General features: G+C 43.3%; 15 protein-coding genes and 1 pseudogene. All 16 read right to left on the bottom strand.

Translation table 11 applies throughout. The features are described from left to right. Positions 1–1,491 (bottom strand): annotated as a pseudogene (gene spoIIIE, locus BFW96_RS19005) (DNA translocase SpoIIIE); the annotation flags it as partial. A 130-nt stretch (positions 1,492–1,621) separates the two neighbouring features. Then, positions 1,622–1,834 carry a YlzJ-like family protein gene (locus BFW96_RS19010; protein WP_003231871.1) on the bottom strand — a complete coding sequence of 71 codons (213 nt, stop codon included), beginning with the start codon at positions 1,832–1,834 and terminating at the stop codon, positions 1,622–1,624. Further along, positions 1,831–2,568: a translocation-enhancing protein TepA gene (gene tepA / locus BFW96_RS19015; RefSeq protein WP_014664011.1), complete on the bottom strand. Its 738-nt coding sequence runs from the start codon at positions 2,566–2,568 to the stop codon at positions 1,831–1,833. The genes BFW96_RS19010 and tepA overlap by 4 nt, the downstream gene beginning before the upstream one ends. 116 nt (positions 2,569–2,684) lie before the next feature. Further along, entirely contained in the window at positions 2,685–4,352 is a 1,668-nt protein-coding gene (rnjB, locus tag BFW96_RS19020; protein WP_014664010.1) for a ribonuclease J2, read from the bottom strand. A 177-nt stretch (positions 4,353–4,529) separates the two neighbouring features. Continuing rightward, complete coding sequence (dapA, locus tag BFW96_RS19025) at positions 4,530–5,402, bottom strand: 4-hydroxy-tetrahydrodipicolinate synthase (protein ID WP_003245816.1); 873 nt, start codon at positions 5,400–5,402, stop codon at positions 4,530–4,532. 30 nt (positions 5,403–5,432) lie between these two features. Then, positions 5,433–6,647, bottom strand: a complete 1,215-nt coding sequence (dapG, locus tag BFW96_RS19030; protein ID WP_040083152.1) for an aspartate kinase — start codon at positions 6,645–6,647, stop codon at positions 5,433–5,435. A gap of 91 nt (positions 6,648–6,738) precedes the next feature. Continuing rightward, positions 6,739–7,779 carry an aspartate-semialdehyde dehydrogenase gene (gene asd / locus BFW96_RS19035; RefSeq protein ID WP_069840308.1) on the bottom strand — a complete coding sequence of 347 codons (1,041 nt, stop codon included), beginning with the start codon at positions 7,777–7,779 and terminating at the stop codon, positions 6,739–6,741. A 125-nt stretch (positions 7,780–7,904) separates the two neighbouring features. Then, positions 7,905–8,507: a dipicolinate synthase subunit B gene (dpaB, locus tag BFW96_RS19040; RefSeq protein ID WP_014664006.1), complete on the bottom strand. Its 603-nt coding sequence runs from the start codon at positions 8,505–8,507 to the stop codon at positions 7,905–7,907. Positions 8,508–8,509: 2 nt separating this feature from the next. Next, on the bottom strand, positions 8,510–9,403 hold the full coding sequence (dpaA, locus tag BFW96_RS19045; RefSeq protein ID WP_069840309.1) for a dipicolinic acid synthetase subunit A: 894 nt from the start codon (positions 9,401–9,403) through the stop codon (positions 8,510–8,512). A gap of 174 nt (positions 9,404–9,577) precedes the next feature. Then, positions 9,578–9,835, bottom strand: a complete 258-nt coding sequence (locus BFW96_RS19050; RefSeq protein ID WP_014664003.1) for a YlmC/YmxH family sporulation protein — start codon at positions 9,833–9,835, stop codon at positions 9,578–9,580. Positions 9,836–9,912: 77 nt separating this feature from the next. Beyond that, positions 9,913–11,142, bottom strand: coding sequence for a M16 family metallopeptidase (locus tag BFW96_RS19055; RefSeq protein ID WP_040083155.1), 1,230 nt, complete (start codon positions 11,140–11,142; stop codon positions 9,913–9,915). A gap of 39 nt (positions 11,143–11,181) precedes the next feature. Beyond that, positions 11,182–12,141: a polysaccharide deacetylase family protein gene (locus tag BFW96_RS19060; protein WP_069840310.1), complete on the bottom strand. Its 960-nt coding sequence runs from the start codon at positions 12,139–12,141 to the stop codon at positions 11,182–11,184. A gap of 116 nt (positions 12,142–12,257) precedes the next feature. Continuing rightward, positions 12,258–14,375 (bottom strand): polyribonucleotide nucleotidyltransferase, encoded by a 2,118-nt coding sequence (pnp, locus tag BFW96_RS19065; protein ID WP_014664000.1) that lies wholly within the window; start codon positions 14,373–14,375, stop codon positions 12,258–12,260. A 172-nt stretch (positions 14,376–14,547) separates the two neighbouring features. Next, positions 14,548–14,817, bottom strand: coding sequence for a 30S ribosomal protein S15 (gene rpsO, locus BFW96_RS19070; RefSeq protein ID WP_003220957.1), 270 nt, complete (start codon positions 14,815–14,817; stop codon positions 14,548–14,550). A gap of 156 nt (positions 14,818–14,973) precedes the next feature. Next, complete coding sequence (ribF, locus tag BFW96_RS19075) at positions 14,974–15,927, bottom strand: bifunctional riboflavin kinase/FAD synthetase (RefSeq protein ID WP_069840311.1); 954 nt, start codon at positions 15,925–15,927, stop codon at positions 14,974–14,976. 18 nt (positions 15,928–15,945) lie between these two features. Then, positions 15,946–16,875: a tRNA pseudouridine(55) synthase TruB gene (gene truB, locus BFW96_RS19080; RefSeq protein WP_069840312.1), complete on the bottom strand. Its 930-nt coding sequence runs from the start codon at positions 16,873–16,875 to the stop codon at positions 15,946–15,948. Positions 16,876–16,927 lie beyond the last annotated feature (52 nt).

The raw sequence follows: 16,927 nt of genomic DNA on the forward strand, positions 1-16,927 counted from the left end.
CATCATCATTTTCACTTCATGCGGTTTTGCGCGCATTAAAATACTTGTAATAATGCCGTTGACACAGACACTTTTTCCGCTCCCGGTTGCGCCTGCGACCAAAAGGTGGGGCATCTTATTTAACTCAGCCAATACAGCTTCACCTGAAATATTGCGGCCAAGTCCAATTAACAACTTCGCATCCGGTCTGTCATTTAATTTAGACTCCAGCACTTCCTTCAGCGAAACCATTGCCACTTCTGCGTTTGGAACCTCAATTCCGATTGCCGATTTGCCTGGTATAGGCGCTTCGATCCTGATATCCTTCGCAGCAAGCGCCAGCGCTAAATCATCGCTTAAATTGACAATTTTGCTAACCTTCACTCCGACATCAGGATACACTTCGTATTTTGTTACGGCCGGCCCGAGATGAACCTGTGTCACTTTCGCCTTTACGCCAAAGCTTTGGAAGGTCCGTTCAAGCTTTCTCGCATTTTCATAAATATTCTTTTTATCAGCCTGCTGGCCGGTATGCTTTGGATCTGCCAGTAAATCCAGTGACGGCATCTCGTAATCCTTATTTTCAAGCTCCGTAAAGGTCATAGGAGGAGCAGAAACAGTTTCCTGATCACCTGTCTCTGGTTGGATGTCCTGAAGCGGCTCCGATACAGGTTCGGTGCGCTTTTCTATAACTGGAGACTCATCCTCTTCATTACGATCAGAAAAGCTTGAGATAATTGGTTCTGAATGGACAAGAGGCGATTCTGTCTCAGAATCCCCTTCTTCATCAGAAGGCTCCGGTTCCATTTGCTGTTTTTTGCGGACCGGTTTTTGTTTTTTGCTAGGCGCTTTTGTTTTTTTCGATGACTGCATATTTGATTTGACGGATTTCATATCATCAATAAATGCCAACCATTGTTCTTTTATAAAGCGTCCAATCGGGCTCATCCACTTTTTCAGCGTTTCTTGCAGTGATCGTCCTGTGACTAAAATCATGCCGATCAAAATCATGACAATCGCCATGATCTGAGAACCAGTTGACGCAAACAAGAAGTGTGAAGCTGCAAACAGCAGCGCACCGATCATCCCTCCGCCTAAATCAGGAGAAGCAGAGCTGCCATTCATGTCCATCAAAAACAATTCCCACGTATTGCGGACCACACTTGCGGACTCAATAGTCCCTTTGTGCGTCAAATTTTTAAACAGCTGCACGTGAGAAAGCAGCAATATGCTTGCGATGATACAGTACAACCCGGCCTTTCGTCTCGTTAATAGGCTTGGGGTTTTCTTCTTCCAAAACAGCGAGACTCCTAACACCAATAAACCTAACAAGCATAAAATAAACCACTCTCCAGCAAAAAAGCGGAACAAATAGATAAATGTTTGCCCGACTACCCCCAGCTGCAAGATTGCGATAATTGAAATGGCTATACATAGCAGTCCGTTGAGTTCGTATTTTATATTGAGCTGTTTCGCCTGTTTTTTTCTTGATTTTCGTTTTTTCTTTGCCACACTCATCACCTTACTGCGTTAAAAAATGTAAGTTCATACATAATGAAGAAAGCAGCCGTTTACAGGCTGCGTTTTTTCTGTAGGATTCCCCTATTATAGCATATTTTGCCCTTAAAAAAGGATTGGATTCTTATACGTTTAATTTCAGCTTTTGTCCCGGTGAAATGTCCGGATGCAGAAAATGCATTGGGTTTGTGCTCATAATTTGAATGACTTCCGCTTCATTTCCTTTCATTTCGACCAGAAGCGGTACACCTTTATATTCAATTTGCTCATGTGCGCTCGTTTCTTGGTTCTGTTCTGCAAACACAATTTCCTGCGGCATCACGGTATACAGAATCATTGGATCATCCGTCCTTCTTCTTTCCTTGCTGCCTCTATGAGCTCATTCAGTTTATTGATTGCCTGTCCGACGCCGCCTGCGTGATCAATCAATCCGTATTCAACTGCATCCTTACCAACTACATTTGTTCCGATGTCGCGTGTTAAGTTTCCTTTTGAAAACATTAGCTCTTTAAATTTCTCTTCAGTTATATTGGAATGGCTTGTGACAAATTTAACAACTCTTTCTTGCATTTTATCCAGGTATTCAAACGTTTGCGGCACCCCGATGACCAGACCGGTGAGCCTAACGGGGTGAATCGTCATCGTTGCTGTTTCGGCGATATAGCTGTAATCACAGGATACAGCAATCGGAACGCCGATGGAATGACCCCCGCCAAGCACGATAGAAACGGTCGGTTTCGATAAAGATGCCAGCATTTCCGCAATTGCTAGACCAGCTTCAACATCTCCTCCCACAGTATTTAATATAATCAGCAGGCCTTCAATTTTAGGATTTTGTTCAATTGCCACAATCTGTGGGATGACATGCTCATATTTTGTTGTTTTGTTTTGCGGAGGGAGCTGAACATGGCCTTCTATTTGTCCGATTATAGTCAGACAATGAATATTTGTATCTTGGGGCAGCTGTGGAAGTGACGTTTCACCAAGCTGCTGTATTTTATTCATAATGCTGTCTTTCGCATCATTTTTTTCAGAACGCTCTTCTTCTGTGTTTTCCATACGATGATCCATCTCGCTTTCACCCTTTCCGAGTTTCTCTTTGTATTATGAACAAAGATACTCAATTCAATCCCGGCTTAAAGGGCAAAAAAATAAAGACCGGAGCTGCTCCGGTCTTTAGTCAGTCATTATACTTCCATAATAATTGGGATGATCATCGGTTTACGTTTCGTTTTTTCATAAAGGAATTGGTTCAAAGCATCCCGCATTGCCTGCTTCAGCGTTGACCATTCAACATTTGATGTTTCAGTCGCTTCTGTCACGATGGAACGAACAAGCTCAGTAGCCTGTACGATAAGACCTTCAGACTCTCTTACATAAACAAAACCGCGAGTGATAATTTCTGGTCCTGATACAAGATGTTTCTTTTGTTTATCAAGTGTAATGACAACGATTAAGATTCCGTCCTGTGAAAGCAAGCGGCGGTCTCTCAATACGATATTGCCGATATCACCGACACCTAGCCCATCAATTAAAATATTGCCGTAAGGAACTTTATCCCCGATTTTTACGTTTTGGCCGCGGAACTCAACGACGTCTCCTTTTTCAATTAAGAAGATGTCACTGCGCTTCATGCCAGTTTCTTCAGCGATTTTTGAATGGGCTTTTTGCATTCTGTATTCGCCGTTTACAGGAATTAAATACTTTGGTTTAAGCAGATTGATCATCAGCTTTAACTCTTCTTGTGAGCCGTGGCCTGATACATGAACACGCTTTTGGGCAAAGATGACTTGTGCACCGGCTCTCGCAAGTAGGTCCACTGTTTTAGAATAAATGAGTTCCTGCCCGGGAATTGGAGTTGACGCAATGACAACCGTATCCCCTTCTTCAATGTTCAGCTGTTTGTGAGCTTTGTTTGCCATTCTTGTAAGGGCAGCTAATGGTTCACCTTGGCTTCCGGCTGTAATAATGGCCACTTCACGCTTCGGATATTTCTTGACATCCTGTACTGAAATAAATAATTCATCATCTGCTTCAATGTATCCTAACTTTCTTGCCAGCTGCAGGACAGATTGAAGATTTTTTCCGGCTACGGCAATCTTTCTGCCATTTTGAGCCGCTGCATGAATGACTTGCTGAATCCGGTTAATATTGGATGCGAAAACAGCAATAATCACCCGGTTCTCTGAATTATACAGCGCATCCGAAATTTCTCCGCTGACAGCCGATTCCGAAGGAGTATAACCCGGCCGTTCCGCATTTGCACTGTCAGAAAGCAGGGCAAGCACGCCGCTATTTCCGATCTTGGCGATTTCGCCAATGTCGCACGTCTGATTAAGTGCAGGTGTTTGGTCAAATTTGAAGTCTCCCGTGCATACAATAGATCCAAGTGATGTTTTAAAGCTCACACCTACAGAATCAGGGATGCTGTGAATCGTTCTAAAGAACGATACTTTTGTCGATTCAAATGTAATGACAGATTTGGAGTGAATTTCTCTTAAATCAGTTTTTCGGTTATGTCCGTATTGTTTTAATTTCTCTCTTAACAGCGCAAGCGTCAGCTTTGTTCCGTACACTGGAACAGACAGCTTGTTTAATAAGTAAAAAACGCCGCCGATATTTTCATCGTGCCCGTGCGTTAAAAAGATTGCCTTGACGCGATCAGCCCGTTCAATCAAATATGATATGTCAGGAATCACCACATCAATACCGAGCATTTCATTTTCTGGATGCATAAGGCCGGCATCAACGACAAATATGTCTGAGTCAATTTCAATGACATAAAGGTTCTTCCCAATCTCTCCGACACCGCCAAGGGCGATAATTCTAACGTTTTCTGTATTTTTCTTTTTCAAAATCTATATCCTCCTAGTCTCATACCCGTCCATCATCACTTGTTCCTATTATAACTGAAAGTAAATTTAGAAAACAAGATAAAGCAGAAGGTTTAGGGAAAACCAATATGTAAAAGAAACGGTCAAACTCAGCTGAATGTGAGAATGACCGCGTTTGTTTCACTGTATGAAATTTTCTTACAGTTCGCTGATCGTGCTGCTTAAGCTCAGACGTTCATCCTCGGTTAACGGGACAAGAGGCAGACGCACAGAACCGACATCAAGACCTCTCAGCTGAAGCGCTGTTTTGACTGGAGCAGGGTTAGGCGCTTTAAACAGTTCCTTCATAATCGGCAGCAGTTTCTGATGAATCAGTGCCGCATTAGCTGTTTGCCCATTCGTATAATTTTTGATCATTTGCTGCATATCAGTGCCTGCGATATGGCTCGCCACTGACACAACTCCTCTTCCTCCAACTGAAAGAATTGGAAGCGTCAGAGCGTCATCCCCTGAATAGACATAGAAGTCTTCAGGCGTTTCAGCAATAATTTTTGTAATCGCTTCGAGGTCGCCGCTCGCTTCTTTAATCGCAACAACATTCGGAATGTCTGCCGCCAAACGGATCGTCGTTTCAGGAGCCAGAGAAGCAACCGTACGGCCCGGAACATTATAAAGCATAACCGGAAGCGATGTCTCTGCCGCAATTGCTTTAAAATGCTGGTACATTCCCTCTTGGGAAGGTTTATTGTAATACGGCGTAACAAGCATAACAGCGTCCACGCCTGCTTCCTCAGCTTTTTTTGTCAGCTTAATGGAATCTTTCGTATTGTTGCTTCCAGTACCGGCGATAACCGGAACCCGTCCGTTTACTTCTTTTACCGTATATTCAAAAAGCGCAATTTTTTCTTCAGTTGATAGGGTTGGAGATTCTCCAGTTGTTCCCGCTACTACTAAAGAATCCGTTCCGTTTTTCAACAAGTAGTCAATCAGTGTAGACAGTTTTTGAAAGTCTACGTTCCCTTTATTGTCAAAGGGTGTAATCATCGCTGTAGACACATTTCCGAAATTCATTTTATTCACCTCATCATGATTCAATCACATTTACTTGGAAAGTTCAAACACTTCATGCAAAGCGTTTACAGCAGGAACCATATCCGCTTCATGGACGAGCACCCATATCGTCGTATGGCTGTCAGCCGACTGAAGAATCGGAATTTCTTTTTCTGAAAGAGCTGACACAATTTTGGACGTAACACCGGGAACACCCATAATGCCCGCACCGACCGCCGATACCTTCGCGCAGTTTCTTGTTACCATTGGATCATAGCCCATATCCATTAAAATACGCTGAGCTGTTTCTGTTTTATTTCCGGCTACCGTATAAACGATTTCACTAGGTGTAATGTTAAAGAAATCGACACTGATTCCAGCGTTCGCCATTGCCTTGAACACTTCAGTCTGAACATTATACTGGCCGATTTTAGAAGGCACCTTGAACTGCGTGACATCTTTGACATGAGCGATTCCCGTAATCAGCCTTTCAAAAACATCACTGCCGACCTTGGAAGAGTGATGTGATGTCACCAATGTACCTTTATCCTTCGAATAAGTCGAACGGACGCGGATCGGAACCTTGGCCTGCATCGCGATTTCCACAGCACGCGGATGAATGACCTTAGCTCCCTGATACGCCAGGTTGCAGATTTCCGTATACGTCACAACAGGAAGCGGTTTCGCATTTTCCACAACTCTTGGGTCTGCAGTCATTACACCTTCTACATCGGTGAAAATATCGATGTATTCTGCATCAACAGCTGCTCCGAGTGCGGCTGCAGACGTATCACTGCCCCCTCTGCCGATTGTTGTTGTATCACCTTTTTCAGTTGCGCCCTGGAAGCCTGCGACGACGACCGCATCATGATTGGCGAGCACACCGAATAAACGCTCCGGTCTCATTTCAATGATTTTCGCATTGGTATGCTGATCATTCGTTAAAAAGCCAGCCTGAGCCCCTGTCAGCGCAGCTGCTTTCACACCGTTATCAAGCAGCATGCTTGTAAATACGACAGAGGAAATGGTCTCTCCGCAAGATAAAAGCAAATCCTGCTCCCTTGGAGAAATCGCTGACTGATCGCCGTAAAGCAGCCCCAGCAAAGAATCTGTTGCATACGGGTCTCCTTTTCGGCCCATCGCTGAAACGACAACGACAACCTTATATCCTTCACTGATTGCTTCTTTAATATGCTCTAAAGCCAGTTTGCGGCCTTTATCATCCTTTACTGATGTTCCGCCGAACTTTTGAACAATTATCTTCACTGTTTTCACTCCAAATTATTCGGACGTAACAGAAGAGAGCAGGCTGATAGTGCCTTACTCTCTTCTATTCGTCTTTAGGAAATTCTCTCTTTTATACGAGGTTTAGTTTTTTCAGGCTTTCTGCAATTTGAACAGAGTTCCATGCTGCGCCTTTTAATAGGTTATCAGAAACAACCCATAAATGAAAACCGTTTGCTCTGTCCAAGTCTTTGCGGATGCGGCCTACAAACACATCGTTTTTGCCGACAGCATCAGCAGGCATCGGATAAAGCTGCTGGCTCGGGTCATCCTGAAGTGTCACGCCCGGAGCTTCTTTTAATAGATTTTTAACATCTTCAACTGTAGCGTCATCACGGTCTATTTCGATGTAGACAGACTCTGAGTGCCCAGTTTGAATTGGCAGTCTCACACATGTAGCCGCTACTTGAAGGTCAGGCATGTGCATGATTTTTTTCGTTTCATTGATCATTTTCATTTCTTCAAACGTATAGCCGTTATCCTGGAATTTATCAATTTGCGGAATCGCGTTGAAGGCGATTTGATAGTGTTTTTTGTCACCTTTTACAGGCATGATCTCAGGCTCTATTTCTTCTTTATTTAAAATTGCCTGTGTTTGGCTGTAAAGCTCTTTTACAGCTTCATTACCCGCTCCTGATACTGCCTGGTAAGTTGATACGATGACTTTGTTTAAGCCGTATGTTTTACGGATCGGCTCAAGAGCCGCAACCATTTGGATTGTAGAGCAGTTTGGATTGGCAATAATGCCGTTGTGTTCATGCAAGTCTGCCTCATTCACTTCTGGCACAACAAGCGGTGTATTTTCGTCCATGCGGAACGCGCTCGTATTATCTATAACAATAGCGCCGCGTTTTACAGCTTCTGGTGCCAATGCTTGTGATACGCTTCCGCCGGCGCTGAACAAAGCAATATTTACCCCTTCAAAGCTCTCAGGAGAAGCTTCCTGAACAGTCAGCTCTTGGCCTTTAAACGTGACTTTTGTCCCCGCAGAGCGTTTTGAAGATAGCAATGTAAGTGTGTCCATTTCAAAGTTTCTGTCTTCGAGTGTTTTAAGCATTTGTTGTCCCACAGCCCCTGTCGCTCCGACAACAGCTACGTGTAAACCTCTTCCCATCTGTAAAACTCCTTCCGCCAATCAGCTTCATTGAATTGATTTGACTATGATTTTACGTTTTATTTTACCATAGAATATGCGGGTGATGACCGAATTTTTTAGTTTGGGAATGATTTTCTGTAAATTTAGTCATTTCCCTGATAATTCTCAACGAGAACCGGCTGAAGCTGCTGGTGCAATAGCGCCTTTTCAATCGTTTGCGGAAGCAGATCCATTTTGGCTACCATTGAATTCGGTTTTTTAAATGGATCGTCTTGCCCGAATGGAATAAAAAAGATATTTTTTGTTGACATGAGCCTCATTAAATTTGTTCCGTTTAAACCGAGTGCATCATTTGTTGAGATACCTAGAACGACTGGCCGATTGTTTCGGATTGTCGCTTTTGCCGCCATCAGCACCGGGCTGTCCGTCATGGCATTTGCCAGCTTGCTCATTGAATTGCCTGTTAAAGGCGCAATGACCATGCAGTCAAGGGGCAGCTTCGGCCCAAGGGGTTCTGCCTTTACAATCGAATCAATGGCCTCATATCCAGTCAGGTCTTCAATTTTTTTAACCCATTCTGCACCCTCTCCAAATCGGGTATTTGTGGATTTTACGTTAAATGTGACAACCGGACGAACTTCAGCTCCTTCGTTGACCAACGCCTCAATTTGCGGAAAAACCGCTTCATATGTGCAATGCGACCCGGTCAGCCCAAACCCGATTCTTTTTCCTTTTAATGACGACATCCTTATTTCCCCTCCTCAGCTTGTATTGCAGCCAAAAGCTTGCTCAAGACGTTTGCAAGGATTTGCCCAGCCGTTTTAGGAGCGACAATCCCTGGAAGGCCGGGAGCAAGAAGTGCTTTAATCCCCTGTTTTTCGGCATATTTAAAATCCGTTCCCCCGGGACGTGAGGCCAGATCCAATATTAAGGTTTTCGGTGTCATACAAGAAAGTACCGCTTGATTTAAAATCATACTCGGTATGGTATTAATGCAAATATCTATATCTTTCACATGCTCTTTCAGCTCATCGGTATGAAAAGGAACGAGCCCCATTTCAGTGATACGTGCCAGATGCGCTGAACTTCTTGCCCCCACTTTTACATTCGCCCCGAGCGCGGCAAATGTCCGGGCAATCGTCATCCCGGTGCGCCCGAGACCGAGAACGGCCACCTGAGATCCGTGTATCGTATAATCCGTGTGCTGAATAGCCAGCATAATCGTTCCTTCTACTGTCGGAATAGAGTTGTATATCGCAATGTCATCCCGCTCAAACAGCTTAACAAGTTTTCTTTTTGCCTGAGCTGCAATGTTTTCTAAATAGGCATTAGAAATACCTGAGAAAATGACACAATGTGCAGGCGTTTTGTTGAGATGCTCCTGTTTTAACACAACCTCTTCATTCGAAAATACAGTCGATACGACACCTTCTCCTGTTGTTGCGGATACTGGGAGAATGATGCTATCTATTTGTTGAAAAGGAATTTCATCAATATTGCATTTTACTGCTCCGGTGAAACCGTGATCCAATTGGTCAAACCCGACAAGATAGATGTCAGCCTGCTGTTCAGTGAGCTTTCTTATAATTTCGAGCTGTCTTGCGTCACCGCCGATAACTGCAATTTTCAATCCGGTTAACATTCTAAACGTTCACCTTCTTTGTATATACTGGATCTCTAGTTGTTAAGCTCCCCTTCATCTTATGATCAAAAGGAAATACCGGTGAATATAAAAGATGCGCTTTTTCCATATAAAAAAACATCGGCTGCCAGAGCCGATGTTTCAGATGTTTTCTTTAGAACCCAATTGGTCGATTTACTCTTGTCGAGGAGACATTTCCTCAGGTACATCTAATATGATCATATCTGATCCGATCTTTTGAATATGATGCCATGGGACGCGAATGTCATGACCTTGTTTTCTTAAACCAAACCACTTAACTGTGGGAATGAGGAGTGCTGTAATTTGTCCATCCTGTTCATTAATTTCTAAATCGGTCTGGCCGAGCACTCCGAGCCGTTCAGCTCTTTTGATGTCTACAATTTCCTTTCCTGATAATTCACTGAGCCGCATGTCTGTCACCCCCTTGTACTATGTATGATGGAAAGGATTAAAAAATGCCTGCCCCATTATGGGGCAGGCTTTCCTTTTTAAGATGGCATATTGCCGGAAGGGCTGATCAGTGCTAATGCATAGTCTTCGGTGAACAATTGTCTGGCAAGGCCGTTGACACGCTCTAAGTTCACGGCGTTTAATTCATTGATGATCTCATCTAATGTTTTATGTTTGCCGAGAAGCAGTTCATTTTTCCCATTTCGGCTCATTTTGCTGTTTGTGCTTTCTAAGCTCAGCATTAAGCTTCCCTTCATTTGCTCTTTGCTGTTTTCCAGCTCTTTCGAAGTAATGCCGTCACGTTTTAATGTAGCAAGCGTTTCTTGAATTGTTTCTGACAGTTGCTGAAGCTGATTTGCACCCGTTCCGCCGTAAATCGTTAGCATTCCGCTGTCCTCATACGAGCTGTGATAGCTGTAAACTGAATAAGCTAGTCCTTTATCTTCACGGACATCTTGGAACAGCCGGCTGCTCATGCTGCCTCCGAGCACATTATTGAGGACGATTAAATCATAAATACGTTCATGGCCAACCTCTAAGCCTTTAAATCCGAGGCACAAATGAGCCTGCTCTGTTTCTTTTTTCCTCGTCAGTTTTTCCGTGTGGAACTCAGGCTTCTCAAGTCCTGTCGCTTTGCCTTTCGCCTCGTATGACCCGAACCATTTTTCCACATCTTTGATAAAACTGTCAGATATATTGCCCGCTACCGAAATCACCACTCGGTCCGGTGTATAATAATCATTCATGTATTGTCTGAGAGAGTCACCGTTAAAGGAAGCAAGCGTTTCTTCCGTGCCAAGAATTGGGTAGCCTAAAGAATGATTGCCGTAAGTGGCTTTGCTCAGTAAATCGTGTACAATGTCGTCCGGCGCATCTTCGTACATTTTAATTTCTTCATATACTACATTTTTCTCTTTTTTCAGCTCGTTTTCATCAAACGTTGAATGAAAGAACATATCTGCTAATACGTCCAGCGCGTAATTCGCATGCTCGTCAAGCACCTTTGCATAGTAGCAGGTATATTCCTTTGAAGTAAACGCATTGACTTGACCGCCAATACGATCAAAAGATTCTGCTATCTCACGTGCAGATTTTGTGCTCGTCCCTTTAAAGAACATGTGCTCTAAAAAGTGAGAAATTCCGTTTATCTCCGGCGTTTCATGTCTCGACCCTGTGCCGATCCATACGCCGATCGCAACAGAACGGACTGTCGGGTTATTTTCCAGCACAACTCTTACACCATTTTGACACGTATATCGTTTAATCAAATTTGTTCCTCCTATTCAAAGACAAGCTGCCTTCATCTGTTACTTCAATAGTCTTGTTTCATCCATTAGTTCAGTAACTGTTCCAAGTGCGTATCCTTTGTCTTTTATCTTTGTAATCAGCGCTTCAAGACTTTCCGCCGTAGGGTCAGTCGGATGCATTAAAATCATGGCACCATTATGTATCTTGCTTAACACTCTTGTCTGAAGTACAGACGGAGCCGGCTTTTGCCAATCGATTGTATCAACTGTCCACATAACTGTTCCCATCTGTTTCTCAGCTGCAATATCGATAACCGCTTTTCTGAAACTTCCGCTCGGCGGAGCGAACCACTTTGGCTTAACGCCGATCGTTTGTTCTATTTGCTCATTTGTCTTGTCGAGCTGCTCGGAAATTCTTCCTGTAGTCAGTTTGCTCATATCCGGATGATTGTATGAATGATTTCCGATTTCATGTCCGTCTTTTGCAATCTTCTTAGCGAGCTGTTCATTGTTTCTCACCCAATTGCCTTCTAAAAAGAACGTAGCTTTGACATGGTGCTTTTGCAGAATAGGAAGCATTTTTTCCAAATACTCATTTCCCCATGCCACATTGATTAAAAAAGCCACCATCGGTTTGTCAGGATTTCCTTTATAAATAGGCTCAGGCTGAAGTGACTCAAGATGAACGTTTGGTTTTACTTGGCTGTACACCAGGTCATTTTCCCGAAACTCGCCATGCTTTTTCATTTTTTTATATGATTGTTCAATATTGACCTTTAATCCATTGTAGCCAGGAATGCTTTTCCACACTTTATCAATTCTTGCATTCTGGGGCTTAACTTCGTACTCCGGCGCTTTTTGAAGCAATTCTTCATATAACGGGTCTTTGGACGCCGTGACAGTCACCGTATCTTTTTTCATTGCCCCTATATAATCAAGTGCATGCGGATTTTCCATCATCTCAAATGAGACAAAAAAAAGAAATAAAAAAACGGCAAACGGTACAAATTTTTTGTACATGTTCTGTCCCCCCTCACCTCACATTATGAAGAAGAAGGACAAGGTAGAACCCGCCTGCTTTTGAAAAGCTTCAAAATAAAGAAGCCGGGTCTCCCAGGCTCCTTTTATGTTTTCATTTAAGATTGTTGTTCTTCTTTTTCTTTCTCTTCACGGAGCACCGCTTTGCGAGACAAATTCACTCGTCCTTGTTTGTCAATTTCAGTGACCTTGACAAGAATCTCGTCTCCGATCTTCACAACATCTTCAACTTTCCCTACGCGTTCAAGCGCAAGCTCTGAAATGTGCACCAAACCGTCTTTTCCGCTGAAAATTTCAACGAAAGCACCGAATTTTTCAATCCGTTTCACTTTACCTAGGTAAAGCTGGCCGACTTCAACCTCTCTGACAAGGTCTTCAATGATTTTTTTCGCTTTTTGGTTGCCGCTTTCATCTGTAGAGGAAATGAAGATTGTGCCGTCCTGCTCAATATCAATTTTAACACCGGTTTCTTCGATGATCTTATTGATTTGTTTTCCGCTTGGTCCGATGACATCGCGGATTTTATCAGGATTAATGGTCATTGTTAAGATCTTAGGCGCATATCGAGAAAGCTCTTTTCTTGATTCGCTTAATGTTGCAAGCATGCTGTTGAGGATTTCCATTCTGCCTTTTTTCGCCTGCTGAAGCGCTTCTTCAAGAATCTCTCTGGAAAGGCCTTCAATTTTAATGTCCATTTGCAGGGCCGTTACGCCTTTTTCAGTTCCCGCTACTTTAAAGTCCATATCTCCGAGCGCGTCTTCCATGCCTTGGATGTCAGTCAAAACAGTGTAATGTTCGCCTGATTTGACAAGACCCATCGCAATACCAGCAACTGGCGCTTTAATCGGTACACCTGCATCCATCATTGCAAGTGTGCTTGCGCAAATGCTTGCTTGAGACGTAGAACCGTTTGATTCAAGCACTTCTGAAACAAGACGGACAGTATAAGGGAAGTCTTTTTCAGACGGAATAACTGGCTCAAGCGCGCGCTCACCCAGTGCTCCATGTCCGATTTCACGACGTCCCGGTCCGCGCATCGGTCCTGTTTCCCCAACGCTAAATTGCGGGAAGTTGTAGTGATGCATAAACCGTTTCGACTCTTCGACACCTAAGCCATCAAGGATTTGCACATCTCCCAGAGCACCTAGCGTACATACGCTGAGGGCCTGAGTTTGTCCCCTTGTAAATAGACCAGAACCGTGCGTTCTTGGCAAGAGGCCAACTTCTGAAGAAAGCGGGCGGATTTGATCGACACCTCGGCCGTCCGGTCTTACTTTTTCTTCAGTAATCAGGCGGCGAACTTCATTTTTCACCAGCTTAGATAAAATCTGCTTCACTTGTTTGATTGTATCTTCATCATGCTCTTCATCCTCGAATTTTGCCACAACTGCGCTCTTCACTTCGTTAATGGCATCTTCACGAGCATGCTTTTCATGAACTTGGATAGCTTTCAGCAGATCCTCTTCTGCTAAAGCTTTTACTTTTTCGTTAAGCTCTTCATCAATTTCAAAGAGCTTAATTTCTGATTTCTCTTTGCCGACTGCCGCAACAATTTCTTCTTGGAATGCAATCAGGCGTTTAATCTCTTCATGGCCGAACATAATGCCTTCAAGCATGATTTCCTCAGGAACTTCGTCCGCTCCCGCTTCTACCATGTTAATGGCATCTTTCGTGCCGGCAACGACAAGATTGATGTCGCTTTTTTCAAGCTGATCAACTGTTGGGTTAATGATAAATTGATCATCAATGCGTCCGACAGTAACCCCTGCAATTGGTCCTTCAAACGGAATATCCGATACAGAAAGCGCAAGAGATGAACCGAACATGGCAGCCATTTCTGAAGAGCAGTTTTGGTCAACACTCATGACAATGCTGATGACTTGAACTTCATTACGGAATCCATCGGCAAACAAAGGACGGATCGGACGGTCAATTAAACGGCTGGCAAGAACCGCTTTTTCACTCGGGCGTCCTTCTCTTTTAATAAAGCCGCCCGGAATTTTCCCTACCGCATATAATCTTTCTTCATAGTTTACAGTAAGAGGGAAGAAATCAAGCGGTTTTGGTTCTTTTGAAGCGGTTGCTGTACTAAGTACTGCTGTATCACCGTAGCGGATCATCACAGCACCATTTGCCTGTTTGGCAAGCTGGCCGGTTTCAACAGTAAGCGTTCTTCCGGCCCAATCTATGGTAAAGACGTGTTTTTCTTGTCCCATACGATTACGAACTCCTCTCTTCGTTGTGTGAAATAATCAATTACTCCTATTATGAACGAAATGAATTGAACATATCAATGTCAAAGTAGTATGTAAAAGGATTTCAATGATTTGTTATAAGAAATTTCGCTTTAATACGATAAAAAAGCGGGAATCCTCCCGCTTTTTACGATTATCGACGTAAGCCTAGTTTGTTAATTAACTCACGGTAACGAGTTACGTCTTTATTACGTAGATACGTAAGAAGATTACGACGCTTACCTACCATTTTAAGAAGACCGCGACGTGAGTGGTGGTCTTTCTTGTGAGTACGTAAATGCTCGTTCAAGTTGTTAATTGAGTCAGTTAGGATAGCGATCTGAACTTCTGGAGATCCAGTATCAGATTCGTGTGTTTTGAACTCGTTGATGAGTTGGTTTTTACGCTCTTGAGTAATTGCCATCCTGTTTCACCTCCAAATCATATTTAGCCCCAGTTACCTAGCAACCGTCGGTGACTTCGGATTGCCAAGCAATGGTTTTAAGACTACGAAAACTATCATACTAAAAATCGTGCCTATATGCAAATATTTTAGAATAAAATTTGCGTGCGTTGCAAGTTATTTCCGCAGCAAATTGCTGAAATAACGGATGGCTTCCTGCTTATCTTTCTCAATTTGCTCTGTTAATTCTTTGATGCCATTGAATTTCCGCTCGCTCCGAATCCGTTTGTACCATTCGATTTTTATAGCGGCTCCATATACCTCTTGATCGAAATCAAACAGATTGACCTCAATGGAAGGCTGTTCCGGGCGCTTTTCATAAAACGTCGGCTTATAGCCGATATTGCAAACGCCATTGTAGACTTCGCCGTTCACTTCCGCTTTTACGGCATATACACCCGTTGGCGGAACGATATAGCTGTTATTTAAACCGACATTTGCTGTCGGAAACCCGATGGTCCGCCCTCTTTTATCACCATGAATCACAATTCCTTTTATAAAATAAGGCTGTCCAAGCAAGACATTCGCCAATTCAACATCTCCGTTTTGAAGCGCGGTACGGATATACGAAGAACTGATTTTTTTATTCTGCTCCGTTAATTTTTCTACCATGGTGCACTCAGCTTTTCCGTCTAAATCAGCCGGCATGGTCTCCATTGTACCCTTGCCGTATTTGCCGTACGTAAAGTCAAAGCCTGCCACTGCGTGCTGCACATTAAGGCCGATGATATACTGGTCTATAAACTGCTTGGGAGAAAGAGAAGCAAACACTTCGTTAAATTTAACGACATACAGAATTTCTGTACCTAATTGTTCAATTTGGTCTATTTTATCTTCAAGAGGCGTAATTAGATCCTTTGGCTCCTTATCCCTGCCCAAAACGTGAGAAGGATGAGGATGAAAGGTCATCACAGCCAATGTCAGGCCTTTTTCTTCGGCTATTTGCTTCGCTGTGCCGATTACCTTCTGATGTCCAAGATGAACGCCGTCAAAATAACCTAACGCCATCACTGATTTTGCCTGCTCCTCTTTCATTAAATGATGAGGATGTGTAATATGTATCGTCTTCACAGAACGGTCACCTTTTTTCTATTGTTCGCTTTTTTGCATCAATACTTTTGCCGGCTTTAACAGCCCTTTTTTCGCAGGATGGGGGAGATAGATCGCCAAACAGCTTCCGGATTCAGTAAAGACGGCAATTCGGTCTTCACTTGTCATTTCAGAAAACTGCTCGGGCGTCTCAAGCAAAGCCCCATTTTCTACTTTCTTAGCTAATGTATCACTTATGATCCATTTCGGCAAATGATTGAGCGCACGTTCAATAGGGACTATATGCTCTTCCACGGTTCCGGATTGGACCTGTGCCTCCAGTTCGTCAAAAGTAAAGCATTCGTCGAGAGAAAAATCTCCGGATGCCGTACGGATTAAATGAGACATATGAGCCGGATATCCGAGCTTTTCACCGATCATGACCGCCAGCGTCCTTACATAGGTCCCTTTGGAGCATGTCACTGTAAACCGGAAGCTTGCGGTTTCTCCATTATGTTTAATCCCGGTTGTCAGGGCAATGTCTTCAATGGTAATCATACGTTTCGGACGTTCTACTTCAATCCCCGCTCTTGCGTATTCGTATAATTTTTTGCCGTTTACTTTTACAGCGGAATACATGGGCGGAATTTGTTCTTGTTTGCCCTTTAAACTGTTTAAAACCTTTTCTGCATCGGCTTTATCAATGTCATGATTGACAGGCTTTGTTTCCACCGTTTCTCCGGTTTGATCCTCTGTTGTCGTTGAAAAGCCAAGCGTTATTTCCGCATCATATGTTTTAGATTTTTCAGTTAAGTATTCGACTATTTTTGTCGCTCTGCCCACACAAATCGGAAGCACGCCTGACACTTCTGGATCGAGCGTTCCCGTATGTCCTACTTTTTTTGTTTTCAACAGTTTTCGGATCTTCATGACACAGTCGTGCGATGTCATGCCAACAGGTTTATGTAAAAGGAGAACTCCGTTAACCATTTGCCTTTCACTCCTTCTTTTTTAGCTTTTTTCTTAAAAACGAAGAAAGAGG

Origin of the sequence: Bacillus sp. F56, from assembly GCF_001748205.1 — a bacterium.
In the GTDB taxonomy this organism is placed as follows: domain Bacteria; phylum Bacillota; class Bacilli; order Bacillales; family Bacillaceae; genus Bacillus; species Bacillus stercoris.